This window comes from Planctomycetaceae bacterium (genome assembly GCA_041398825.1).
Lineage (GTDB): Bacteria > Planctomycetota > Planctomycetia > Planctomycetales > Planctomycetaceae > F1-80-MAGs062.
On sequence record JAWKTX010000006.1, the window covers coordinates 86960 to 112752 of the forward strand.

The window sequence follows — 25793 nt, forward strand, 5'->3', positions numbered from 1 at the left end:
TCGTATTCAGAAACAACCCCTCAATCAGAAACCCGCATTCGGATGAAATCATCAGACGAACGTTACTCCGAGCTTCTGTCCATCACCCAACGAGCAGCAATGCTGGCATCGTGTGGAGCCGTTCTCAGCTGGGATCGTGAAACCTTCATGCCTCCCGGCGGAAACGAGCATCGGGCAAACCAGATGAGCCTGATTGCCGGCGTGACACACGAATGGGCCACTTCGCCTCGAATCGGCGAATTACTGGAAGCCTTATCGGATACCAAGTTCAATACTCCGGACGCAGAAGATCGCAACGCAAACGTTCGCGAAATCCGACGAGCCTATCGTCGGGCAACCTGCCTGCCGCAACGCCTGGTAGAAGAACTCGCACACGTGACCGCTCTCGCCCAGCAAAACTGGGCGGAAGCAAGGAAAGAACAGGACTTCAGGAAATTTCAGCCATGGCTGGAGAAAATCGTCCGCCTGAAGCGTGAGGAAGCAGAAGCCGTCGGATATGCCGACGAAGGTGAGCCATACGACGCTCTGCTCGATGAATATGAACCCGACGCCACAAGCTCGCAGGTCGCCATTGCATTCGATCATCTGAGGCAGGAAATCGTTCCACTCTTAAATGCCATCCAAAACTCCGAGCGCACAGCTCCCACAGAAATTCTTCACCGCAACTACAACGCGATCGAACAGGAACACCTGGCCAGAGAAGCCGCCCAACAAATCGGCTTCGACTTTCACTGTGGAAGACTCGACAAAACAACGCACCCCTTCTGCAGCGGATTCGGTCCGGGAGACTGCCGTCTGACAACTCGCTATGACGAATCGTTCTTCTCTGGCGCATTCTTTGGAACACTTCACGAAGCCGGACATGGCATGTACGAACAAGGGCTTCCCCGCGATTCCTTTGGCACTGCCATCGGAAGCGCTGTCTCGCTGGGGATTCACGAATCACAATCCAGACTCTGGGAGAATCTGGTCGGTCGCAGCCTGGCATTCTGGCAGTACTTCTACCCGAAAACCAAAAGCCGCTTCCCTGACGCGCTGACTGAAACAACGCTGAGTGACTTTCATTTTGCGATCAATGCCGTCGCGCCTTCGTTCATTCGGGTCGAAGCAGACGAGGTGACCTACAATTTGCACATCATGTTACGGTTTCAAATTGAACGTGATCTGATTTCAGGCAGGCTTCAGCCTGCTGATGTACCAAGTGCCTGGAATGATCAATTTGAAAACGACTTCGGAATTCGACCTTCAAACGATGCAGAAGGATGCCTTCAGGATGTCCACTGGAGTGCGGGACTGTTCGGGTACTTCCCAACATACGCGCTGGGAAACATGTATGCCTCGCAATTGTTCGACTCCGCGGGTCGAACATTAGGCAATCTGGACGGCCTGTTTCGACAGGGCGACTTTGTTCCACTGCTGGACTGGCTTCGTCAGAATGTCCACCAGCATGGCCAAAGATATTCTGCAGGCGATTTGATTCAACGTGTGTCCGGTCGACCGCTTTCGGACGAACCGCTAGTAAGGCACCTGCGAAATCGCTTCGGTACGCTGTACGGTGTTTAGAGAGCTGAACAGAACCTGCCCAACGAAGCAGAACGCATTCAGCCGATGCGCACAATCAACCAATGCGCACAATCAACCAAAGTGCACGATCAACAGCCGGTCAAAAAAGAACCCTGCCCGTCAGCAGCGCACTGTTGTCCGATGAATGCCCAAGAAAACGCCCCTCAACAACGCCCGGCTTCTTCCTGTGGTTTTCGATGGACTGTTAATAACGATATTCCACGCCGTTGATCCAGGCGTGGTTTTTAAAATCACCAATGCGAACATAGTCGTGGCCAGTAAACGCTCCCCAGCCGCGTCGCGTCACTCCTATTGTATTGCGAAAATGGAAGAGCCCTGCATCGCCCAGGGTACCAGCATCGATCGCGCTGGTACATCGAATGGGATCTGAAGGAAACCAATCTGCAGAATAGGTCATGTTGAACCCTATCTGGTCCCCGCCCTTCCCTGCCGAATTGCCCTGGTCAAGCATCCAGTTGATCCCCAGCCCCGCGCGAAACTGCCACTTCTCGCTCTGTGCGAATCGATACACAACGTTCAGGTCCCCGGTTGCCAGATGATCTTTATTGCCGGATCGATTTTCGAATCGATCATAGAACTCTGTGTCAATCCCCAGTCTCCAGAGGCCATCCAGAACCATTCGGGCATGCGTTTGAAATAACTGCCCAAAGCTGGTACCAAAGTCAAACTGAAAATCCGCCATCGCATCCTGGCTTTGCGGCACTGTTGGATCAAACGTCATTGAACCCGCGCCACAGTTATAGGGAAAATCCAGATAGGCAGCCGAATCTCCCTGGTCTCCAAGCGCCATTCTGGGGACGGTGAAAGGCGATGTCAGAACAGCTGCTGCAATCATAGATATCGGCGACTTGCAGTCGCATTCGTCATCCAGGCCACCCGACAATGCGCTTCTTCCGCTCGTATGGCAATCATCGTGCTCCGAACGACTTGTCTTCTTCGATTGACTGACGCGGGCACCGCTGTCACTGACTTCGGCACGTAGAAAATCGAGAGACTGCGCAGACAGACGACTATGCCCGCAGAGTAACAGGCAGATCGTCAGTATGAATGCAGTCGTCAGATCGTTAAATCGCATCGGCTGGACGTTCCCAAAGAGCCCGATGGCACCCAAAAGTTCTCGGTGACCGCGCATCGCGATTCTATGGCCAGAGGTCCTCGATCAGCAATATGAACCCGAATCTACCCTTAATGCCCTTGTGGCGACGAATCCTGACGGTGCCGGGCAAGACAGGAGCTGCTGGCACTGACACCGACTGGTATACCGATCCTTGCTCGGGCGAAGAGCATTTGTCCGGCAGGTCGCCCGCTAACTATCCGTTAAAAAGTCGGGGCAGGCACGCTGGGCGGCTGTAAACCGTCCTGTTTTAAGGTCTCCTGCTCGTGCCAGTCCCGTTTTCAACAGGCTGCTAAGACCGCAATTCGCCATTTCTCCTGACCCGTCCGTACTCCGAGCCGAAGAATTATTTGAAGAATTAGTCCGGCACGAACGGCATTGGCGTTTGAAGGAATGTCAGCCCATTCTTTCCACACAAGTCAGTCCGTTATTTCGAGGGTACGCTATGAAACCACTTCGATCCGCTTCAAATTATTGCCAGATTCTCTTCACCTCGGCTTTTCTGATCGCGTTGACGAACCAAATGGTTGCCGCCACCGCTGCCATACCGGATTCGCCTCAAACATTAACTTCAGAGCAGGACAACTTTCGAATCATTTTCCCTGGTAAACCCAGTCTGAAAGTAACGCCAGACAGAAACGATCGCGGCCAGGATACGACGCAACGCCAATGGACACTCGTTACGGATGATTCAATGGGCTTTTCAGTCACTGTGAGCCCGGTCGATTTGGAAGGCGAACAGATCAATAGGTTCCTGACGCTGCTGAAGATTAACCAGATTGCAGAGAATGGAGTTTCAGCAGACCTGCGATCGGATAAGCAACTGACCCTCAAAGGCGGTGTGAAGGCATTCGAAATTGAGATGCCATTGAAGGGCGAATTCAGCGAAGTCGCGAGCAATCGGCAACGATTCTTTGTCGCCGAAGGCCGAATGTACATCCTCACCGTCAGCGGGTTGATAGAAGACGTCCGAAGCCGAAAAGCAGACGACTTCCTGAATTCCTTTGAGCTCATCAGGAGCAGAACAACAACCGTAACAAAACGATCCACTGGCACGACCAAAGTACAAACCCAAACACCTCGCAAAACGTATGGATACTAATCGCGATGGCGACGCAAGACGAGGACCGGCTTCGGTAAAGAGGTCTGGTCCTCTTCTTTCGCCCTGGTCCCCTTCTTTCGCCCTGGTCCCCTTCTTTCGCCCTGGTCCTCTTCTTTCGCCCTGGTCCTCTTCTTTCGCCCTGGTCCTCTTCATTCGCCAGCCGTCCTCCTGAGCGGATTGTGGATTCGAGACCAAAGCGAACGCCACGACTGCTCGTCCAGCCCTCATCACGAAACTGCAAGCCCCGGTTGACACTCGGGCCGAGTAGGTTCCATTCGGTCTCAGTCTCAACACTGCTCACTGGTGAACCCTGACTCTGCGGCAACCGCGGATCAAAGGAGATAGCCAGCGACGCTCGTCACCCTGGCCGCAACAGAGCGTGCGTGAAGCTCCATTGAAAGCCTTCGGCATTTTCCAACAGGTTTATCCGCACCGGATTACGTTCCACCGACCACGCAACTGCCAATCAGTGTCCGTTCGAAGTGGAATGACTTGAAGCGTCCCGGATATGGATGCCCATTGCCGGCCGCCGTGTCGTGGGTCTACCGAGGCACAGTGTGAATCATCAGGAATGATTCAATTTACTGTTGAACGCGGAGTGGTTGGGGGCTGGGAATCAGTTTTGCCAGACAGGCGAGTAGTTCGTAAGTCGAACGCGTATCTGCTGAGCCATTCAGGTGAACTTCTCGTCCTTTCGCTGTCACCTGCACGCTGATACCGTGATCCCCAACCGATTGAATTTCATCGACGCCTGGCTGCGGTGATGTGTTGGCTTGCTGGTAAAGAATGCGTCTTAGTTGCCTGAGGAATGTTCCGTTAATTTCCAGCTGAAGTCCAGCAGCCTGGACTGACGGGCTGTCAGAGATCGAAGCGGCATCAACAGGGAAATCACCATAGTTAAACGAAATGCTCCGGTGATCGTCGGCCTCTGTCACGGATAATGCCGAAAGGAAGTGGCTTTCCGCCTGTCCCTGCACCCGGGATTCTCCGAAGCTGACGAGCTGGCGTACAGAACCGACCAGCCATTCACTGCTTTTCAGACTTGCGAAAGCACTAACATGTTCTGCACGCTCGCCCGTAATCAGAATTTTCGTCAGCACGTCAAAGCCTTCGTTGCTGTCGATTGCCGATAATCCAAGTCCATTTTCGTCAATTTGTATTCCCGGAATGCTTCCTGAAACATGCAGCGTCAGCCCCGTATCATCAGCTTTAAAGCGACGTGGGCTGTGGCGTGGCTGAATCGCCTGCAGCCAGGTTTCAGACCTTGAAGACGCTTCGAATGTGATTAATCCATGGGTTGAAAGGCCCTCTTCACTGGCACACAGCTCCACAAGCCCACTTTCGACGTCAAGCAACAAACTGCGAAACAATTCCATCCGTATTAAGCTCTGGAGTATTCGAGACTTTGATGCCGTGTTGGTCTCGGAGTCATATCTCTGCAGTGCTGGTGCTGCTGTCTTTGTCAACTGATCAATCAATGCGCGACGCTTATTCAAAGGAATGCCATCGGGGCTGAGCCAGATAAATGCCAGTCGCCTCTTCTCACCACCGGAAGGCTGAAGGACGGCGGCAGGGACGTCGTGCAGGGGCGCCTCCCAAAGTTGTTCTTTGCGTGAGGATGACCACAGAAACCCATCATGAAGCCGAAAGAAAGTGCGATAGTGCGGTCGCGATGTCTTTTCGTAGCGGATTGGACCATCTGGTTCACGCGGGAACACAGGGTTCCACGAAAGTGAGTTCACCATAACAGACCATGACTGATCATCAGAATGGTCGATCTCCAACTCGTAATTTGGCCGAGGTACGTCAGGGGCAGTCCATTGCCGCGAGAACTCTTCAACCGCAGCCGCAGCTCCCGTGGCATCAAGAACATACTCGAAATCCAGTCGAAACAGCCCCTTCTCACCGAAGAAAACCGCAAACCCTTTCTGGTACGGAATGTGCTTTTGACGATCGAATCGGCGAACCACAGTCTTTTGCAGATCCCACCAGAAATTCGGCTTCGTTTCAGTTAGGGAACTGAATTCTTCGAGTGCCTGAAGGATCGCCTCAGGGTGCAGCATATCGACGCCGGCCACAGCGACTGGCCAGGCGGTTTGCGAGTGATGATCATCGCCAGCAAACAAATGACTGGCACGGAGCCAGTAGGAGGCGACCAAAATGCAGGAAAACAGAGTGCTTGTCCTGAACATATTTTCCTTCCGGGGATCATCTTTGATGGTGACGAAATGAATTACCAATTCCTGTCAAGCAGGGCAGACGCGATCGCCTGAATGGCAGGCGATGAAGAGTTTTCTGCCTGCATCAGTGCTTTCCGGAACTGGTTCAGGAAATCCAGATGTTCTGGCATCGGATTCTTTGAAAAGAAGTGAACCGGCGAATTCCCCTGCGAACGTGAATAAACCATCCATGCCCGCAGAATCGCTGACTTCACCAGATCGTGATCAACTTCAGCCTCAACAGATGCTTCTATCGCCCGAGCCAGGAGGACTGCATGCAACCCATCACCCGCATGCCCCTGCTCTGCACTGTTTAGAATTCGAATCTGCTCATTCGGGGGCCACGTTGCCAGATGGTCGTACGCAATTTGCCATGTCAGTTCGATCAGGTCACTTCTCTTCCAGACAAAAATACACTGCTGAAGATTGAACAAACTTGCTGGCACGGCTTCCCGGCCTGCAATACGTTCAAGTTCGTCAAAATAACTCAACAAAGACTCTCGAACCCGAGTGAGGCTTTCCGACGTATCACTCGAGATCGCAAGCATACATAATTGACACTTCGCCTTGAGGCGATCACCGGCAGACAGGGTACTGTCAGCTGCAGTTCGTTCGAGGTCCCGCGAAAGCTGATCGAAAGAGGCTCTGGAAGACTGGTTCACCGCCCGCAAATCGCGTCCCCACACAGTATCTGCAACCTGTGCTGTAAGTCGGGATATTGTTTGGTCAGGTTTCAATGTCCGCTCTCTGACAAGTTCGTCAACTTCATTCGGGTTCAGGACTTCTGCCGAGATGAGTCTGCTCGATCGCAGAAACATACCGCGTCCTGAGTCACCAAGTGAAACGACGACTTCTTCAGGAATTGGTATTGTTCCCTCTGCCAATGATGTCCACGCCAACCGAGCATGACGACCTCCTGCCCCGACCGCAAAAAGCAATGTCTGAGAATCGACAACCTCCTGATCTAAGGTCCTCGGCGGCTGGGGACGTGTTGGATACTGTAGATCGCTGTTCCACTCGGTATACCTGGCGTGCCCCCCTCGCCTGACACAGACCTCTGGTAACCAGCGAGGAGGTGTGCAGTTGCGGTTCAACCGCAATGAGTTCCAGTGCTCTGCTCTGCCTTCACCGATACCCTGCACAACCGTTTGCCTTACAGTGCATGTCGACTGCGTCACCTTATCAGCCTTCACGGAAAACAGAATCTCGCGATCGGCCAAGTCTCCTGAGTACTCCAGCGAAGTTGCGGAGGGAGCATGCGTTTCTGATATCCATTTTGCAGTGAATTCGGGCAGCGACCAGGCGCGCGAACGTAAATCCGCAAAATGAATACTTCGCAACCATTCTCGATTCGACGGAGTACAAAGTCTCGGCAAATCAGAAACTCCGAATTCTTCGGGAACATCAAAGCTGCGACTCCACAGCGTCGTTCCAACATCTCTAATTGAAAGGAATCTTGAACCGCCGAGGAGTGGATAGTACCGGACTCCAATCCAGTCCGGAATAATCGACGTGGAAACGAGCAACCACCGATCAGTGGTCACTAAGTACTCTGCAAAAACAACGGTGGTGTGGTTTTCCTGAGGAAAGTGCAGTGTGATGACATATTCCGCTCGGACGCCTCGCTGCAGTTCGTCGGCTGCAGCAAACGATGAAGTCCAGACTGAAAGGCCGACAACAGCAAGCCCGAACATGCGTAACCATCGCATCTCAGTTTCCCTCCATCGTGATGACGGGCCGACCCCTCAGTGAATCCTGAATGAGCTGAGGAATTGTGGCGAGTGCGGATATGGACTCCTCTTCAGGAGACCCACTGTTTTCCTGAAACAATTCCGGCGGGAGATCCGAAGCCCACTGACGGTGTTCCTGCGAGTAAACGTCTGTGAGGACTTTTGCCGCAGAAACCTCGTCAGTGCGATCTCGGGCAAACACAATCACAGCAAGAGTGACCAGACAACAAAGGCCCGCAATGCCTGCCGCGATTTGCCTAATCGACGCATGCCGTGACATCTTCTACTCCTGAAATCAACAACGGACCCAATACCATTCAGTTCGCGGGATCCCGCTGCAACTCACATTGAGGAAACTATCAGACTCGATTGATTTACCGAAGCCCATGTCGTTGTGCGTCACGGTAACGGAGCGGGTATTGCACTTACATAGCACCGTGCGCTGGCGACACCGATCGATGCACTAGCGATTGATGTGCCGGACGCAACTCCCGGAGAGATCTCCGGAAGCCACGAATTGTCGGCATCGTTTGCCGAACCAGAGTTCGACACTTTGGCATAACACATGAACGGAATCGCGATTCTGGAATCGTTTGTTTCGGCATGCACCGAACGACTGGGTGTGGGCGCACCGTTTGAAACCTTAAAGTGAGTATCCTTCATGACGGCTGTCACCTGACTGCCCCATGAATATTCTCCACTGAGAGACCCTGAGAACTCCGGTTCCCCACTTTCGCGTGACCTGGATGTAGCTTCGCCATTGAATTTTGCGGAAACGTTCTCTGAAGTTGCGATAGCCATTTCCTTGCCACAGTTTCCGCTTACAAAGCGATCTTCGACAAAAAAAGGCAATCTGACCTCCGAATCAGGGCTGGGCGGATTCTTGCAAGGACAAGGATGCTGCCACTGCACATGGGCCGTTGCGTCGCCAATGCTGGACGCCTCATACGACGCAAATGAGTACGCTCCCTCAGCTGAAACAGATGATGTGGCATTTACGTTGACGTCCAGAATCAGACCAGGGAGCTTGGGGTTGTCGGCGTCCGGATGCGTCAGAATCTCCCAAACAAACTCCCCACTAATCCGAGCTTCGGGGTGGGTATGCCCAGCAGGAAAGCCTATCTCGACGGTAAGACTCGACCAGTCAACCAACTGCCATGACTGTGACGCCAGTGCTGTAGCTGATGCTGCACCCGACTGAGGAACATCATCAAAGCCGACAAACACTGCGATTGCTTTTTGATAACACTCGTCATCCCCATACCACAAGTCATTGTCCGGAAAGTCATTGTCCGGACCATTGAAAGGATACCAACCGAATTCACGCGAGGTGGATGCTCCACCTTTTGAATGCCCTGCCGATGCTACCGGGAACGCCCCAGACCACGTGACTGGCGTAGACTTACAGCAGTCGTTATCTCCCGTTCCTGTCGTTCCCGTTCCTGTCGTTCCCGTTCCTGTCGTTCCTGGAATTAAGGTACTCGTTTGCGCAGTTACCGCAGCAAAACAAGCCAAAGGAAGTAGCATCAAGAAAGCACGAATAAGAAACATCTTATACCTCTCGACTAAAGCACCTACTGAGAGACCAAAGGGTAGCTCACCTACTGACGATGAAACACCCACCACATTGAAACGATACCTCCGAGAAACACAACCAAACCTCGAACATCACACACCAGCATGAATAAAACCACCAACCTAAAGCGACTTTCACACCAAAACCATGGGTGCAAAAATACATCACACCCACGTAATTTAAAACTCAATCCCCCCGCGTCAACCCAGAAGACTGACAATATCCCGGAGGGCCGTGAATACCTGCGGGGCTATGCACTGGGGTCGGAACACCGAAAGGAAGCTCACCGCGACGGTGACTGTTCTTCATTCCGCATGATGGTTGAGCGGCCCCACTCGCAAACGAAGATTCAACGGAGTTCTTACCAATCCTGTGGAGGTTCCGAGATTCGTCGGATTCTTACGAATCCGGCTACCACTGTTGTGTACCGCCATCGTGCGATTTACCGCCTGACAGGCTGAGATGCGCGATGAGGCCCGGAAGGTTTTGCCGGGACTGACATCCACAGCCTTTCGGTCGACCCACAGCCGAATGGCGACTGCAAATGGGGGGAATACAACGGGGCAATTGCGTCTTTGACTGGTCGCTCGAATTCGTACGAATCCGGCTACCGTTGACGTGCTGTCGCGTTGGGTCGATTGATATCCACTGAGTTTGGCGGGGGTCATTCACCCGCATTTGCAGCTGACGCCCGGGATCTCAGGATCTCGAGGATCGGTCGGAATAAAATGAGGCAGGCACATGCCCCCCCATTCTTCTTCCCTGAGTATCATTTCCCTGAGTCTTCAATGGTCATCGACCGCCATCAGTGACAACAAGTCACCAATGCTGCGATGTGATTCTATCGCGTGACGGAGGGGCCTGTCCGGGAGGATGCGATAGTGGTTCTGCCGTCCCACTTTTTCCCGCTCCAGAATGCCGGCCTCTTCCAGGTCAGCAATGATCCGCTGCACCGCTCGTTCAGTGATGCCAACCTGAGTGGCAACATGCCGCAGCACAACATCAGGTTTTCGGGAAATCAGAATCAGCACGTGGGAATGATTGGTCAGAAACGTCCACCGGGCCGCAGCGGATTCGACAACATTGGCTGCCCCACTCGAAGCAGACGCTGCCGCCTTTGAGGCCATCGAACGCCCCGAACCCCGTTCTGCCGCAGCAGAAGAACTGAGCCGAGTTTTCTTCTTCATAGGTTTTCCTTCGCGAGGGCATGCCCCTGGACCACGGGGATGTGAATCCCCTGATCGTGATTTCAACAACTGGATAACAGCCCGGTAACGGCAAGCGGGGGGACGTGAGTCCCCTGATTTTGCCGGATTCCCATCTGATTGGTGTATCGATTGTGAATGTGAATCCTGACGTCTTTCGTTAGTGAAACCGGACACTGACGTACCCGGCTCGCCGATTTTCTTGTGGAAACGTCTGCAGTTCTCTAACTGTTGGCGAGCGGGGGACATGAGCCCCCCTGATGCCTTCTCAGCAGAACGTTGACCTGCCGACACTGATTCCAAACCGTCCAATCAACCCGGATCTTATCGGCGAAATACGACACATCAATCGCAAACCCAGTGTCACGAATTGACTCGAAACACTCTTCCGCAGCAATTCGATTTAAGATTTCCGAGAAAACTGGCGACACTCAATTGACGACATTCATGTCGTGCTTTATTGTTCGCAAATCGCTGCGTGTAGACAGTCCTGCCGACACCGATGCACGCACAGCAACCGGATACTTTTCCGCGGGTCAACGCCGCGCCTCCGAGCGGCAGCACGCTGTGGGGCAAGGGCCGGGCTCTTGTCAAAGATTTCAGAAGAAGGGGTCGATTCGTGCCAATCCTGCAATCCTGTCTGGCCGTAGTATCACCAGTTCTACTTCTGCTGTTCGGCCTGGTGCCGTCTGGCTTTGCGAATCGTCATGTCGGCCTGATGCGACGTGCGGCAAAGGTCACCGCCGGACTTGCATTCTTTCTGGCGATGGTGACGGCGGCGATGCTGGTGCGAGTGGGTTCGGTTGATGTGGCTCTGGCGACACTGACCTGGCCAATCAAAGTGAGCCTGGGGGTCTACCTGGATTCTCTGTCAGCCATCATGCTGCTGCTGATCACGTTTATCGGAGCCATCATCATCCGGTATTCCATCAGCTATCTGGATCGTGATGCGACTCAGGGACGATTCCTCAAGTGGATCGCCTTCACTCTGGGTGCTGTGCTGCTACTTGTGGTGTCACGGAACCTGGTGATGTTCACTGCGGCCTGGATGCTGACCAGTTTCGGACTGCACAAGTTGCTCACGCATTACTCGGACCGATCGTGGGCCATCTGGGCAGCTCGCAAGAAGTTTCTGATCAGTCGGCTGGGTGACGTCATGCTGTTGGCCGCTTTGGGACTGACGTATTTCTGCTTTGGCAGCGTTGAGTACTCAGAAATCTTTGCTGCGGCCGAAAAACTGCAGCAGGGTTCGCCTGGCAGCGTCTGGATTCCAGTCATTGGCAGCCTGTATGTCCTGGGAGCCATGACCAAGTCGGCTCAGTTTCCGTTTCACAGCTGGCTGCCCGACACGATGGAAACTCCCACGCCGGTGTCCGCTTTAATGCACGCCGGAATTATCAACGCGGGCGGATTTCTGATCCTTCGACTCAGCCCCCTGATCGCTCAGTCTCATCTGGCTCTGGATTTTCTGGCTTTGACTGGAGCGTTCTCCGCCTTGCTGGGAGCCATCGTGATGCTGACGCAAACCAGCGTCAAACGGCAACTGGCCTATTCGACAATGGCTCAGATGGGTTTCATGATGCTGCAGTGCGGACTCGGTGCGTTCTCTGCCGCATTGCTGCACATTGTGGCACATTCAGTCTATAAGGCTCATGCGTTTCTGAGTTCCGGAAGCGTGCTTGATACAGCGGCTGGTCTGAAAACGAACAGCGGCCGGGTCCATTCCGCTACACGAAGTCTGGTCATGCTGCCGCTGGCTCTGACGGTAGCCTTCGTGATCTGCGGCGCGACCGTCTCTACGCTGACGGATAGTTTTTTTGCGAAGCCCGGAGCCGTCGTCCTGGGTCTGGTCCTCACGATTGCGATGACGCAACTGCTGTGGCCCGCATTTTCTTCCGGATCTCTTCGTCTGGCCGCATGGGGTGTCCTGGCAGCGACGGCTGTCTGCTGTGGCTACTACGGGGCCTGGCTGGCGACGGACACTCTGCTGGCCTCGTCGGTGTCTCATCTGAAAATCATACCGTCATCGTTTGATTCGCTGGTGACAGCGTTCGTCGGCATGGGCTTTGTCGGCATCTTTGTACTCCAGGCGACAACTCGGCTGGCAACACCGGGGCCGCTGCTGCGATCGCTGTACGTCCACGCGGTTCACGGCTTCTATCTGGATGTTCCTGCTCGCCGTGTCACGGCCTGGGCCTGGGGGCAACAGGGGCCCACTCAATAGCGGTTCATAGATCCTTGCAGGCTCCTTCATCCACCAACCACGGACTCATTGCGATCACAACCTGCGCTCAAAAACTTTTGCGACCGGGAGAAACCGAATGTCGAAGCTCAGTTTTGCAGAACAAGCCACAGAACAGACCACTGATATCATTTCGCATAACGCTCCGTTGGTGACAGGCAGACAGCAAGCCGACCAGTTGCACCTGACGAAGGTGCTGGACGAGTTGCAGAGCATCATCCCACCGCTGTGGCCGCTGCGAGACTATGTGGCCGTGAATCCTTTTCTTGGTCTGTCCGCAAGAACGTTTCTTGATGCCAGACAACAGCTATGCGGAATCCGGGACTGTGATCTGCTGATGCCGCAGACTTACTTCCAGTCGCTGCTGGAAAACGGGGAAATCACACCGACGGACATCGCTGAAGCTCTGCAGCAGTGTCGCGGTGAGTATCCCGGACTGTATGCAGACATCGCGCCTGACCATGTGAAGAACTGGGCGATGCAACCATGCAGCCACGGGGGATCGGAACGCACGATCCACACCATGGCCGACGTTGTTGATCAGCAGGAAGGCAGCACGTGGAACAGCCACATCGTAAATGACATTTCGCGGTACCTTTCCGCCCATTACGACCAGGGACAGGCCGTCTGGAATAATCCATGGAAAGACCAGCCGCTGTATCACGCCTGGCGCGAAACGGCCATGATCAGTCTCCGAATGGAGCACCTGGGGATTCCCGGGTTTCGCAGCTTCGTGGCGGAACTCCCTTCGTCGCCGATGCAGGCCATTGCAAACATGCTGGAACTGCTGGAAGTGCCGCCCTTTGCATGGCGATCATTTCTGATGTGCGAGCTGTTCTCTGTGAGCGGCTGGGCGTCGTATGTTCGATTTCAGGGCTGGAACCCTGCAGCCGAACCGCAGGTGAATGAAGACCTGATTGGGCTGCTGGCGATTCGACTCGCCTACGACGTCGCGTTGCTCAGATGCCATGATGTGATGTGGCCGGCATCCTCATGGCCCGGCGCTGCGGACAAGTCAGGCCTGCAGCAGAAACCGACGCTGTCTCCACCGCTGGACGTTGTGGCTCGGTATTGTCTGCAGGTCGCCGCTGAAGTTGCGTATCGACGAAAACTGTGTCGCACGGTGTCGCAACAAGTCGTGCCGCCCGGGATGAAGACGCCCAGGTCGCTGCAGATGGTGTTCTGCATCGATGTTCGTTCTGAAGTGTTTCGACGAAATCTGGAATCGGTGGATCAGGGAATCGAGACCTTCGGCTTTGCCGGATTCTTTGGGATGCCATTCGAATATGTGCCGCTGGGCGCGTCTTCCGGAGCGGCTCAGTGTCCCGTGCTGCTGAGCCCCGGCTTTCAGGTTCACGAAACAATCCAGGGCAGCGACGAAGTTGCCGTGAACGAAGCCCAAGAGGCACGAAGCATTCTGAGAACGGGACGAAAGCTGTGGAAGTCGTTCCAGGGTTCAGCAGCATCATGCTTTTCATTTGTCGAATCCATGGGCCTGCTTTACTTCGGAAAGCTGCTCGCAAATTCGCTGCAGTTGACTCGCCCGGCGTCTGCCACAACAGGTGATGGCGTCACCAAATGCAATCACAGTCGGTTGGGACCGGATCTGAACGGACCGGATCACAGCGGCCTCAGTATCCAGCAGAAAGTAACGCTCGCCGAAAACATGCTGCGAAATCTGGGGCTCACCCAATCGTTTGCTCGCATCGTGGCCATCTGTGGTCACGCAGCGGATGTCACCAACAATCCATACAAGTCCGGGCTGGATTGCGGAGCGTGTGGTGGTCATTCCGGCGAACCGAACGCTCGAGTGGCCGCCGCTTTGCTGAACGACGCACAGGTTCGGGAACAGCTTTCGCAACGAGGCATAGAGATTCCGGAATCGACCTGGTTCGTGGCGGCCGTCCACAACACGACAACCGACGAGATTCGATTTCCGGATGTGGACACGATTCCCGAAACGTTCGTGGACATTTTCCAAAGTGTTCAAAGCTGGACGGTCGAGGCCGGGCGACTTTGCCGAGCCGAACGATCTGCACGACTGGGCTCAAAGACAGATACGGACGTGCTGCGACGCGGCCGGGACTGGGCCGAGGTACGACCTGAATGGGGACTGGCGAACAACGCAGCCTTCATCGTGGCCCCTCGATCCAGAACCGCCGGTCTGAATTTGACCGGCCGAACCTTCATGCACAGTTACGATCATCACCAGGATCCTGATCTTCGAGTGCTGGAACTAATCATGACCGCGCCGATGGTTGTGACCAGCTGGATCAATCTGCAGTACTACGCTTCCGCAGTCGACAACCGATCCTTCGGCAGCGGAAACAAGCTGATCCACAACGTCGTCGGTCATTTGGGTGTCTTCGAAGGAAACGGCGGAGACCTGATGACCGGCCTGCCCTGGCAGTCGGTTCACGACGGCGAAAAATTCCAGCACGAACCTCTGCGACTGCTGGTTCTGATCGAAGCGCCTCGAAAATCCGTTCAGCACATCATCGAGAAGCACGCACATGTTCGTGACCTGGTCACCAACGGCTGGCTCTCACTGATTGTACTGGAAGGTGAGCAGTTTTATCGGTGGACAGCCACGCAGAAATGGGAGTCCCAGTCTGTCGCTGCTGCCAGTTGCTGAAAGCCGGAAACGCACCTACTGAAGCGCACCTGCTGAAACAGTCTTCCGCTGTTCTTCGGTGCATCCATTTTCTCAGGATGAAAGTGAGAACAAACCATGAGTACCATCCTTATCCCAGCCGCCCTGTGGATCGCCGCCGCATTCCTCGAACCCACTCGCCACTGGCGATGGAAATGAAACTGCCGCTGAAAATGAAACACAGCTTCAGATGCATGGCAAAGCGTTAAGAAAAGCAGCTTTCATCGTTGTGCTGACGTCCGCGTGACCGAGCAGATTGATTGAAGAAATGTGTCTGCCCCCAATTGCCATTCCAGAACTGTGCCTGCCGCTCGTTTAACCCGACCCAAAGGGGAGGCTAAGTCAAGCGAGGTGTCTGTCCCTAACGGTTTCCGGACGCGTGCAGACGGGACGACGCCTGCAGACAGACTTATCCTAACTGTTTCCAATCCATGTTTCACCAATACGGATCCAAATCAGTTCATGGGTTCATGGAGTTCATGAAGACATCGTTTGACAGCGGTCCTCAACACCGCCGGACAGGCGAGGTGTCTGTCCCCAATTGCCGAACCGGCCCAGGCTTGTTCATCATGTGCGTGTAGATCATTGTCGTTTGCACGTCCTTATGACCCAGCAGTTCCTGCACTGTTCGAATATCCTTCCCGGCCGCCAGGTAATCGCCTTTGTACGATCGCACGCTACAGTCGCTCGCCCGCTCACAGTCGATCCAGCGGGCTTTTGACTCCCGGCGGGCCTTGTTGCAGGCCGTGAGTGTAGATCATGGTGGTGCTGGCGTCCGCATGGCTCGGCAGTTCGAGTCAAGACATGTGTCAGGCCGTCGGGATTTGCTCATTGGGTTCACCGGTCCCGAGCGGCGTTGATCTCAGCCGATCCGCCGGACTGCGAACGGCCAGTCCCGGCTTGTTCATCACGTGCAGATAAACCATTGTGGTCTGCACGTCTTTGTGTCCGAGCAGGTCCTGCACCGTGCGAATATCGGCGCCGTCTTCCAGCAGGTGAGTCGCAAAGCTGTGTCGCAGAGAATGCGGCACGGCGTTTTTGGCAATGTCCGATCGATCGATGGCAGCCTTAAAGAAGTCGGCAAAGTAGTCTTCGCCCACATGATGCCGACGGTGTTCTCCGGTGCGAGGGTCTCTGGACAACCGTCGGGCCGGAAAGATCCACTGCCAGCCGAATTCACTGCTCTCGTTCGGATATTTTCGTTCCAGTGCATAGGGCAGATACACTTTTCCGAAGCCGCTCTGCAGGTCGCGACCGTGTTGTCGCCGGACACGATCTACCTGCTCAACGAGTTCCTGTCGGCAACTGTCCGGCAGAACCGTAATGCGATCCTTCTCCCCCTTTCCCGACCGGACCACAATGTGCCCTTCATCAAAGCACACATCCTTGACTCGCAGTCGGCGGCATTCCGCGTGCCGCAGGCCGGCCCCATACATCACCAGAAACATCAGTCGGCGCAGTCCTTCGAATTCCGGCAACGCTCGGCGAATCTCTTCGCGGCTCAGGACAACAGGCAGTCGTTGTGACTTGTCGGCGGGGACAACGTCCAGAAAACCGATCTCTCGGTTCAGCACCTGTCGATATAAGAACAACAGCGCCGACTTCGCCTGATTCTGCGTATTCGGGGCCACATTCCCTTCGACGGCCAGTTGAGTCAGAAACGCGCGAATCTGTGACTCGTCAAGATTCTGCAGGGCCGCCACCGCCTGACTGCGGCGCATGCCCGCGATCGCGGCTTCGGACAAAGGACGTTGAATGGACGCACCATTTTCTGTGACTCGCTCGATCGCGCCATCCGCCTCGGGTGATTGAGGTTCAATGCCACAGAATCGCATGTATCGTTCAATCCATCCGATGTACGCGCGCTCCGTCAGAAGTGCTTTGCCCTGAACTCGTAATTCGCGTCGCGTCTCCTGAAACACCAGGCTCGTAGGGTGGATGGCACTGAATGGTCTGCTGCAAGAGCCCGCTCCTGCGTGGGATCCGGAATTTCCGCGCCGCCAAAGGCTCGCTCCTGCTCGGCCAGAGTTGCCAGTTTACGAACCATGTCCGAAAGCAAAGGCTCATCAGACTGCAGGACCATGTCACGATAGGCACACAAGGCACGAACAGCCTGCTTCCTCTGCCATGCCGGTACACCGCTGGCCAGCAATTCTCGTGAGAATTCCAAAGCCCGTTCGCGAGTCAGAGTCAGGCGTGAGACGTCATCCGTGCCAACGGCCTCGGCAAAACGTTTGAGCCAGGCAGGAAACCACTCCTTATCCTTTGCTCCAAAGTTCCCATTCCGAACGAGTTGCTTAAACTGCTGTACGCTCATGTTTTCTGATCACCCGGGCAGATTCGGCTTTTGACACACAGTCCGTATCCCGGCGTTCTACTTTTTATCCCGGTCTGGCACACCCAAGCCTTGCAGAAATCCTTACACCCGAATAAAAATGCCCCCACACCGGGATAAAATCGGTGATATTGACTTTATCCCGGTGAATTTCCGGGTTACTTACTATAGTTATCCGCGAGAGTACCGTGACCATGAACGCAAGACACAAGTGGACCGTCGCATTTTATCTCGCGCTCAGTGTGTATGTCGTACTGCAGAACCTTGAATCAAAGACGATCATTACGCCGGTTTCGTCCAGAGCGGTGACTGACATGAAAGGCGCAAGCATTCCGCACTCCTATTTGTCCAATCTCCCAGAGGTTAAACGGAACGGCGGAGTCATCCCGGAGCCCATTCGGAGTGCTGATGCCGTTCCGTATGTGGTTGAGGTCCATCGCGGATGGCCGGTGTACTTTCAAAGCGAATACGGATACCGCTATGAGATCGTGAATCCAGCGGCAGGCACTTCATTAACACTCTCGGGGTTTCCTAAACCGCAGGGCATAGCGTGGTCTCGACTACTCCTGAACTTTGCTGGCGTTTTGCTGGTTGCAATGACACTACATCTTTCCATTGTCCTCTTGATCTCGTCACTTCCAATCGACGGCTCTAGTCGTTTCCAATACCCATTAGCGGATAACAAGGCGGTCAACCCGAGCGGCGGTTCGGGCGGGCTCTGAAATCGAAGGTTCTTGGCCGCCGCCGGGTTACCTTGGTCGTTCTGCCGCTAGTCGCTCCCAACAGTTAGGACATGCCAAACGGATGGCCGTTACCATCTCAATCAAAGACCATCCCGATACAGACCACCTGTTCTTCGAGGACGATGATCCTCTCTACTGGTTTCTCTATCCGTACTTCGAGGAGACCTACCGCCAAGTTGAACAAATGGTCGATCTGTATGGCAACGCGGAATTCTTCGCCGAAGAGCTGCTGGCCTTCTTCTTGGTGCTCGAAAATGCGGAACGTGATGTGCGATCTCGGGGCGACCAATGGAATGTAACGATCGGCTACCACGGCGAGGATCGAACGCCGATCGACAAACTGATCATGAAATCAGACGCACTTGATCGCATCGGGGCGCTTAAACAAATGCTCAATCATGCGTACAATATTGATCGCCGCGTGGTCTGCCTCGGCGATTGACGAACGACAACCATGCGCGGCAGAACAAGGCCGTGAACCGGAGCGGCCGACAACGTCGGTTTTGAAATCAAAGTCTCTCGGCGGCCGCCCGGTTACGGCTGTCGTTCTGCATCCAAGGCACCACAATACACATGAATGACGACCGAATTTCAGTGATCGATGCCGCACAAGCGGTCGGCTACGGGAAACAGGCCGTCTTCAAGATTCTTCGCCGACTTGGGATTGAGACCTTCAAGGAACAGAGCGCGAATCACAACGGACAGGCCATCGCTTACATCTCCATCGAAGACTTTCAAACCCTCCAAACCGATGTTGCTTCGAGACAAACCGCTGCCGCTGACGAATCAGACAATGATGGGAATACACCGGGGATTGATTACGGTGTTTTTTATCTAATCCAACTGGAACCGGAACACGATCCCGGTCGTTTCAAGGTTGGGTTCGCTACAAATATCAACGACCGTTTACGTTCGCACAAGTGTTCCGCGCCCTTCGCAACCGTCTTGAAAACATGGCCATCCAAACGGCTTTGGGAACGGACAGCGATCGACTGCGCCACCTTTGGCTGCGACCAATTGCACACCGAAGTATTCCGAACAGGCGACATGGCAACGGTGATAGACCGGTGTAATCAATTCTTCACTCTGATGCCGGATCTTGTCGACGACGCAGGCTTTTCTCGCACATCAGAAGATGCAGAACAATGCGGTGAACGGGAGCCGCCGATGACGCGGGTTTTGAAATCATAGTTTTTTGGCGGCGGCCCCGTTACCGCCGTCGTTCTGCCATCGAGCCAAGCTACTGACATGGATTCAGCCTCTGACGAATTCTGGTGCCCGACCCGCGTCCAGCATTACCACGACTACATCCAGCGTGGTCTTCCGCAAGGCGCATTCGTGACCTATCGTCGGGCCTACATCCGTAACATCTCGTATAGTTTCCAATACATGGAGTTCACTGCCCACCAACTCACAAATACTGCGCTTCACAGTGTCGTCGAAAACCAGCTGCGCAAGACCTTCATTATCGCTGGCTGCAGTATCATCGAGTCGATTCTGTGGATACTTCTCAAAGGAAATGGTCACCAAAAGCAGGAATACTGGGAAGAACTCCAATGCCGGGAGACCAACACGTTCTCAGATGGAACCAACGAATTCAAATACGAAGTGACGCACTATCAAAAGCGTGCTGCACCAATTGACGTTCAAATGCGTTTCGTTGACATGTGCCGCCGTGTCGAGAAGAAAAAAGTGCTGGGGATTTCATCCGATGTGTACGCGAAGATTGGCCATCTTCGTGGCCTCCGCAATCGCGTGCATATTCACGCAGTCCAACATGATCGCGATAATGATTGGTGGGTATTTCGGTCTCAAGACGTTGAAACCATGAAGGATGTGCTGCGAGCTGTGCTTAAGGCTGACATCTTCGATCCATTCCCAAAATATCAGGAATTGTTTAGTTGGCTCGACACGTCGGTCACTCCGGCCGCTGCGGTGGAAATGGCAGAACCAAGCGGTGAACCGGAGCTGCCGATCACGCCGGATTCGAATTCATAGTCCTTTGGCGGCGGCCCGGTTACCGCAGTCGTTAGCTGGCAACTCAGTCGCAACAGATGGCACGCAACAGAAACAAAACCTGCCCTCTCGCATTCCTGAAACCAATTCGCCTTTGCCGCATGCCCGAACCTGATTCACCACCGATCCCGACGAAGCTGGAAGATCAACTCGAAGTTCTCGATACCTTCGTTGAATCAGCCGACGAACTCGCTGGATCTACATACATCAAACAACTGCAAGCCAACGGTCTTTCGGTAATACGACAATGGACACCAAATTCACTCACCGTCACGACAACCAGCCCTGACCATGAGGCTGCCAAGGCGGTGGTGCTTACCCTTCGGATGTTTTGCCAAAACAACGACGCAACGTCGCTCGGAAACATCGCAAGCATGCTTGCGAATATGACTGCTGACCCGACTGCATTGTCGAATTTCCAAAAGTCTCGCGACAACTTCAACGCGTATTTGAATTCGTCTCCTTCCATCACATTTCCCAGCGACGCCAAAGCCAACACACGTCGCCAAATATGGGACACGTTCCTGTACGGCATGTTTGCTCACGCGCGCATCGGGAAAAGGCGGACCATCAAAAACTGGCAGTCGCAACCATATGCAGATGATGTTCGTATGCAGTTCGACTTGATCATCCTAGAATTCATCAAAGCTGTCACGATCATGGCGAAAGCGTGTAAGACAATTGCAGACTCGAACCGATCACTGGCCAGCTAAATCGGGTAAGGGCCATCATTGCTGAGGGCCCTCCCCACACCACCTGACGTGCGGGTCCGCATCAGGCGGTTCGACGAAGTGGATCCAGTTCGTTCCACAGAGATTTCAGGCTCAACAATCCCATCGCTTCAAGCATTGCGTTCGTAAAGCCGACACCGCTGGCAATGGTCTTCGCCATACGCCAATAACCCTTGCGGCTTTTCGCGTGACGAATCGCCTGACGACGGGGAACTCCCAGACGCATCAGTTCTCGACTGCGTGTGCGACTGTGTCGCCAACGTTTCCAGAAACACATGCGAATGCGACGACGGATCCACTGATCGAGCTTGTCGAACAGTTTCAGTTCCATCGCCAGGCTGAAGTACCCCGCCCAGCCGCGAAGATAGCTTCGCAGTTCGCTCAAGCGGCGTTCCATCGACACTCCCCAGCTACGGCCGGTGAGTTCTCGGACACGACGTTTGAAGCGCTGCAGCGATTTGTCAGTCAACCTGATCCGCAAGTAGCGGCCACGGACACAGAACCCGAGAAATTCGAGTTCCTGCCACGGCACCACTTTGCTCTTCGTTTCGTTCACGACGAGGCGAAGGTGATGGATCAGGTAACGCTGCACGGAAGAGAACACTCGCTGAGCGGCACGTTCTGATTTCGTGAAGATCACGAAGTCGTCGGCGTAACGCACAAACGGCAGACCACTTTGTTCCAGTTCCTTGTCCAGGTCATCCAGCAGGATGTTGGCAAGCAGTGGAGACAGCGGACCACCTTGTGGTGTTCCTTCGGTACTCGGTTGCAGTTCGCCGTCTACGATCACGCCCGCTCGCAGGTAGCGGCCGATCCGTTCAGCAGCAGTGAGTCCGAAACGCGACGAGCGATTCGGTTCATCAGCACGTCGTGGTTGACTTTGTCGAAGAACTTCGACAGGTCCATATCCACGACATAACACCGCCACCTCTGATCGTCCGCCGAACTGTTGCATGGCTCCGTGAGCGGATCGATTCGGGCGAAACCCGTGGCTCGAATCGCTGAAGTGCGGGTCGAACACAGGTGTCAGGATCTGCAGGATGGCCTGTTGAATCACGCGGTCCAGCACGTTGGGAATACCGAGCTGCCGAGTGCCACCATCCGGCTTGTCAATGGTCACGCGTCGTACGGGAGACGGACGATACGTGCCATCCAGAAGCTGTCGTCGAATGAGATCCCAGCGTGGACGGAACCAGGCGATGAATTCGTCCAGCGTGATCCCGTCGGGGCCGGGGCTCCGCGGTTCTGCCGAACTTTCTGCCATGCTCGTTCCATGTTGGATTCATTGACGACGGCTTCCATCATCATCTCTGGAAACAAACGTTCGACCGTGGAACCACGGTCGTTCAGGTTGGCTGCTTGTCCAACGCCGACGCGGTTACCCCCTGGCGGGAGACAGAAGCAGACCGCCGAGCGGCCCCTTCCCCTCGTGTCGAGTTGGTCGAAGACTCCTTCCTGGAATTCATCGTTCGGTCCTTCCTGTCGTCAGTGGTGTATGGCGAAACAGTACTACGACCTCTGCTGACTTCCGTCGATCACGAAACGTGTTGGCCACATTCCGCTCTGCCTTTGAGCAAGCTCTTCTGACAGATACGAACGACGGATCTCCCTGGCCACCATTCGGTGGTTCGTTGGAGCTTCAGCTCCGAATCGCTATCCGAGCGGTAGCTCGACCAAAGCGGCCGTGCCGCCCTGGATAAGACGTGTGACTTTCGCTGCACAAGCTCTCGATTTACCAATGCGAGGGAACGGAGACGGTTTCGTGATGATGGGCTCACTCACCTGCCCGCACCGGCCTTGTATCGAGTTTCTGTCCGTAACCTCGCAGCTTTGACGAGAGGATGATCGGCGGCGACAGACAGGCCGACGCCCCAAAAGACGAAAAACAGTCGCGCGCTTACTGCGCAGGCTTCCTCCCCACGGATCGTTACCTTCCTGCAGTTGCCCTCGTCTCGTACTTGATTCTTACGATCAACGGATGTACCATCCTCAGCAAGACCTCCATTCTCCTACAGGGGACTTGCACCCATAAAACACCGCCATGCCGGGCGTACCAAGGCCATGCACGCCGAGCACGCGATCGGCCGTTTTTGACATGCTGGCTCTACTCGCGCGTGCCGGGTGATGGCCGCCGTTCTGCCGTGAAGATGATGAATGGATACGTTTGACGACACACAACGACCGTTCCCGCTCTTCAAAGCACCGATTGCCCACGCGGCGGCTCGATGGCCCTGGCGAATGTGTGCGATGCGGCAAACACGTCGGGACGCGATTCCACGAGGCTTGCTACGATTGCTTCTGCACCGGCGAACTGGACACGGTTATGGACACCGAATTCGGAATGGTCACTCGCGATGACGCAACTGCTGGTCGTACGCATGGGATTCCGCTCACGATCCTTCCGCCCTAAACGGATATACGCTGACTCAACATCCCATCGATCCTCGCTTCCCCGATGACTGCTGGTATCACGTCCATATTGATCCCGAGCACCTTGCTGAACTGCTCGAACTCCGAAATATCATACTTGGCAAGGAGAAACATGGCTTTTCTGCTGCCAACGTCCGATGGTCTTTCGTGGCTCCTTGCCTGCCGACATCTTCACTGATGACCTGATCTGCTACCATCTGAGATAGAAAGATTCCTTGGCACTCCAGACTGGAAACAGACGGTTAGAGATGGTCACGGATCGTACACCTACTACGTTTTCACATGTTCCGTTTGCGGTGCACTTCGCCACAACGACGACTGCGATTGAAACCGAAATACGGCAGAACCATCCAATGCACCCGAGCGGCGAGTCGGGCGTTTTCAAATGGACAATTTCTCGTCACCGCCGGGTGATTGGTACCGTTATCCGAAAACACACACACGCACACACGCATGCCCAGCTTCTTCGAATCCGACCCAGACGAGCTACGTGTTCGGGAAAATGTTTTCCTGGACTTCTTTAACCTCTACCCCGAACTACCATTCGATTCGACACTCTCACATCTACAAGGCCTCAGTGAGACCGAAGTGGTCTACTCTGCCCAGTCGGCTGAAGGATGGCAAATTAAGTTACCTTCTGTGACTGTCTATTCTTACTCGATACGCACTTCCACGGAGCATCGACGCTCTTCTGTGCTGAAGAATCTGTCACAGACAAAACGATGATGCTTGCATTTCTTGGTTGCTTTCTCCCGCTCATTCGCGACCATTGGAAATCAAAAAGTGGCTCTAAGTCCTAGTTTGGGATCTATCTTGTGAAGTGGACCCTAGGGCAGGATTTTCTTGGCTTACTAACCTTCTGCTGCTGATTAGTTGCGGGATTCGGCTGGACTTCAAACCCTGCGGAACCCCGTCGGATAAATCGGGTAGCCGCGGCCATTGCTGGCCGCGGCCCCCACCACCTGGCGTGCGGGTCCGCATCAGGCGGTTCCTGAAGAGACACAGGCTCCGTGTCAGAGTTGCCGGAGTAAAGCGACCACAACAATCGCTCCAAAGGCTGGCAGGACACGAACCGCCAAACCGGTAAACTCCGTTCGGAGTACGAGATTAATCTGCCGAGCAGACCATCACCCTCGGTTCGAGATCAGTGAGTGCTCGTCCTTATTCTTCAAGGTTCGGTCCTTCCTGTCGTCAGTGGAATATGACGAAACAGTACTACGACCTCTGCTGACTTCCGTCGATCACGAAGCGTGTTGACCACATTCCGCTCTGCCTTTGAGCAAGCTCTTCTGACAGATACGAACGACGGATCTCCCTGGCCACCATTCGGTGGTTCGTTGGAGCTTCAGCTCCGAATCGCTATCCGAGCGGTAGCTCGACCAAAGCGGCCGTGCCGCCCTGGATAAGACGTGTGACTTTCGCTGCACAAGCTCTCGATTTACCAATGTGAGTGAACGGAGACGGTTTCGTGATGATTGGCTCACTCACCTGCCCACACCGGCCTTGTATCGAGTTTCTGTCCGTAACCTCGCAGCTTTGACGAGAGTGTGATCGGCGGCGACAGACAGGCCGACGCCCCAAAAGACGAAAAACAGTCGCGCACACTCGCAGGCTTCCTCCCCACGGTTCGTTACCTCCCCGCAGTTGCCCTCGTCTCGTACCTGATTCATGCCGACCAATAGTTGTACCATCACTCAGCAAGACCTCCATTCTCGTACAGGGACTTGCACCCCATAAAACACCGCCATGCCAGGCGTACCAATCGCGTGCACCCGAGTGCGCGAGTCGGGCGGTATTGAAGTTGAAAATCTTTCGCGCGTACCGGGTGGCGCGTGACGTTATTTTGTCAGAGGCGACCAGCGCGGACACGTGGACGGCGTTCTGGTTGTTCGCCCAAATCAATCGAACCGTATGCGGAAGCCGTCCGTCGGCTGATGGCCGGCGAGAGCTTTTTCGTATCAGACGGCTCAATGGTCATGCTCGTCCGGAGCCACCGCTGGTCACCTGAAGACTGCTGCGGGCGAGAGCTGTCCGTGAGCTGAAAAAGAATTGGACGCCTGAATCTTTCACCAGGCTATTGCCGTTTGTTCGCCGCAATGCCAGAATATTTCCG

At 54.5% G+C, this 25793-nt stretch carries 21 protein-coding genes and 2 pseudogenes; 9 read left to right on the forward strand and 14 right to left on the reverse strand.

Translation table 11 applies throughout. The features are described 5' to 3' along the window. The first annotated feature begins 42 nt into the window (after positions 1 to 42). The gene (locus R3C20_12325) at positions 43 to 1563 is read left to right on the forward strand and encodes a carboxypeptidase M32 (GenBank protein MEZ6041288.1); all 1521 of its coding nucleotides are present in this window, start codon (positions 43 to 45) and stop codon (positions 1561 to 1563) included. Positions 1564 to 1768: 205 nt separating this feature from the next. Here R3C20_12325 and R3C20_12330 read toward each other — a convergent pair whose 3' ends face one another. Further along, positions 1769 to 2659, reverse strand: coding sequence for a hypothetical protein (locus R3C20_12330; GenBank protein ID MEZ6041289.1), 891 nt, complete (start codon positions 2657 to 2659; stop codon positions 1769 to 1771). A gap of 484 nt (positions 2660 to 3143) precedes the next feature. Here R3C20_12330 and R3C20_12335 point away from each other — a divergent pair, with 484 nt between their 5' ends. Beyond that, positions 3144 to 3800 (forward strand): hypothetical protein, encoded by a 657-nt coding sequence (locus R3C20_12335; GenBank protein MEZ6041290.1) that lies wholly within the window; start codon positions 3144 to 3146, stop codon positions 3798 to 3800. 581 nt (positions 3801 to 4381) lie between these two features. Here the strand turns inward: R3C20_12335 and R3C20_12340 are convergent. From R3C20_12340 to R3C20_12365, 6 genes are all read right to left on the reverse strand, one after another. Continuing rightward, positions 4382 to 5992 (reverse strand): hypothetical protein, encoded by a 1611-nt coding sequence (locus R3C20_12340; GenBank protein ID MEZ6041291.1) that lies wholly within the window; start codon positions 5990 to 5992, stop codon positions 4382 to 4384. Between the two features lie 41 nt (positions 5993 to 6033). Then, positions 6034 to 7728, reverse strand: a complete 1695-nt coding sequence (locus R3C20_12345) for a hypothetical protein (GenBank protein ID MEZ6041292.1) — start codon at positions 7726 to 7728, stop codon at positions 6034 to 6036. A gap of 1 nt (position 7729) precedes the next feature. After that, positions 7730 to 8029, reverse strand: coding sequence for a hypothetical protein (locus R3C20_12350; GenBank protein ID MEZ6041293.1), 300 nt, complete (start codon positions 8027 to 8029; stop codon positions 7730 to 7732). Positions 8030 to 8148: 119 nt separating this feature from the next. After that, positions 8149 to 9300 (reverse strand): hypothetical protein, encoded by a 1152-nt coding sequence (locus R3C20_12355; GenBank protein MEZ6041294.1) that lies wholly within the window; start codon positions 9298 to 9300, stop codon positions 8149 to 8151. Positions 9301 to 9630: 330 nt separating this feature from the next. Next, positions 9631 to 9993, reverse strand: coding sequence for a hypothetical protein (locus R3C20_12360; GenBank protein MEZ6041295.1), 363 nt, complete (start codon positions 9991 to 9993; stop codon positions 9631 to 9633). A 117-nt stretch (positions 9994 to 10110) separates the two neighbouring features. Next, a complete protein-coding gene (locus tag R3C20_12365; GenBank protein ID MEZ6041296.1) occupies positions 10111 to 10512 on the reverse strand; it encodes a winged helix-turn-helix domain-containing protein in 402 nt (133 codons plus the stop codon). A gap of 637 nt (positions 10513 to 11149) precedes the next feature. On the opposite strand from R3C20_12365, the gene R3C20_12370 reads away from it, so the two are divergent. Both R3C20_12370 and R3C20_12375 read left to right on the forward strand, forming a co-directional pair. Further along, on the forward strand, positions 11150 to 12754 hold the full coding sequence (locus R3C20_12370; GenBank protein ID MEZ6041297.1) for a proton-conducting transporter membrane subunit: 1605 nt from the start codon (positions 11150 to 11152) through the stop codon (positions 12752 to 12754). A gap of 97 nt (positions 12755 to 12851) precedes the next feature. After that, positions 12852 to 15407, forward strand: coding sequence for a DUF2309 domain-containing protein (locus R3C20_12375; protein ID MEZ6041298.1), 2556 nt, complete (start codon positions 12852 to 12854; stop codon positions 15405 to 15407). 583 nt (positions 15408 to 15990) lie between these two features. Here the strand turns inward: R3C20_12375 and R3C20_12380 are convergent. The 4 genes and pseudogenes from R3C20_12380 to R3C20_12395 all read right to left on the reverse strand — a co-directional run bounded on the left by R3C20_12380 (position 15991) and on the right by R3C20_12395 (position 17742). After that, positions 15991 to 16131 (reverse strand): annotated as a pseudogene (locus R3C20_12380) (tyrosine-type recombinase/integrase). Further along, positions 16121 to 16219, reverse strand: a pseudogene (locus R3C20_12385) (hypothetical protein). The pseudogenes R3C20_12380 and R3C20_12385 overlap by 11 nt, the downstream one beginning before the upstream one ends. 15 nt (positions 16220 to 16234) lie before the next feature. Beyond that, a complete protein-coding gene (locus R3C20_12390; protein MEZ6041299.1) occupies positions 16235 to 17347 on the reverse strand; it encodes an integron integrase in 1113 nt (370 codons plus the stop codon). Further along, the gene (locus tag R3C20_12395; protein MEZ6041300.1) at positions 17296 to 17742 is read right to left on the reverse strand and encodes a hypothetical protein; all 447 of its coding nucleotides are present in this window, start codon (positions 17740 to 17742) and stop codon (positions 17296 to 17298) included. The genes R3C20_12390 and R3C20_12395 overlap by 52 nt, the downstream gene beginning before the upstream one ends. Positions 17743 to 17954: 212 nt before the next feature. On the opposite strand from R3C20_12395, the gene R3C20_12400 reads away from it, so the two are divergent. From R3C20_12400 to R3C20_12420, 5 genes are all read left to right on the forward strand, one after another. Beyond that, positions 17955 to 18482: a hypothetical protein gene (locus R3C20_12400; GenBank protein ID MEZ6041301.1), complete on the forward strand. Its 528-nt coding sequence runs from the start codon at positions 17955 to 17957 to the stop codon at positions 18480 to 18482. 82 nt (positions 18483 to 18564) lie between these two features. Then, on the forward strand, positions 18565 to 18945 hold the full coding sequence (locus tag R3C20_12405; GenBank protein ID MEZ6041302.1) for a hypothetical protein: 381 nt from the start codon (positions 18565 to 18567) through the stop codon (positions 18943 to 18945). Positions 18946 to 19076: 131 nt separating this feature from the next. Next, positions 19077 to 19694, forward strand: coding sequence for a hypothetical protein (locus R3C20_12410; protein MEZ6041303.1), 618 nt, complete (start codon positions 19077 to 19079; stop codon positions 19692 to 19694). Positions 19695 to 19751: 57 nt separating this feature from the next. Next, positions 19752 to 20501, forward strand: coding sequence for a hypothetical protein (locus R3C20_12415; protein ID MEZ6041304.1), 750 nt, complete (start codon positions 19752 to 19754; stop codon positions 20499 to 20501). Positions 20502 to 20620: 119 nt separating this feature from the next. Beyond that, a complete protein-coding gene (locus R3C20_12420) occupies positions 20621 to 21232 on the forward strand; it encodes a hypothetical protein (GenBank protein ID MEZ6041305.1) in 612 nt (203 codons plus the stop codon). A 61-nt stretch (positions 21233 to 21293) separates the two neighbouring features. On the opposite strand, the gene R3C20_12425 is transcribed toward R3C20_12420, so the two are convergent. The 3 genes from R3C20_12425 to R3C20_12435 all read right to left on the reverse strand — a co-directional run bounded on the left by R3C20_12425 (position 21294) and on the right by R3C20_12435 (position 23794). After that, positions 21294 to 22514, reverse strand: coding sequence for a group II intron reverse transcriptase/maturase (locus tag R3C20_12425; GenBank protein MEZ6041306.1), 1221 nt, complete (start codon positions 22512 to 22514; stop codon positions 21294 to 21296). Between the two features lie 930 nt (positions 22515 to 23444). Beyond that, entirely contained in the window at positions 23445 to 23630 is a 186-nt protein-coding gene (locus R3C20_12430) for a hypothetical protein (protein ID MEZ6041307.1), read from the reverse strand. Positions 23631 to 23656: 26 nt separating this feature from the next. Then, a complete protein-coding gene (locus tag R3C20_12435) occupies positions 23657 to 23794 on the reverse strand; it encodes a hypothetical protein (GenBank protein MEZ6041308.1) in 138 nt (45 codons plus the stop codon). Positions 23795 to 25793 lie beyond the last annotated feature (1999 nt).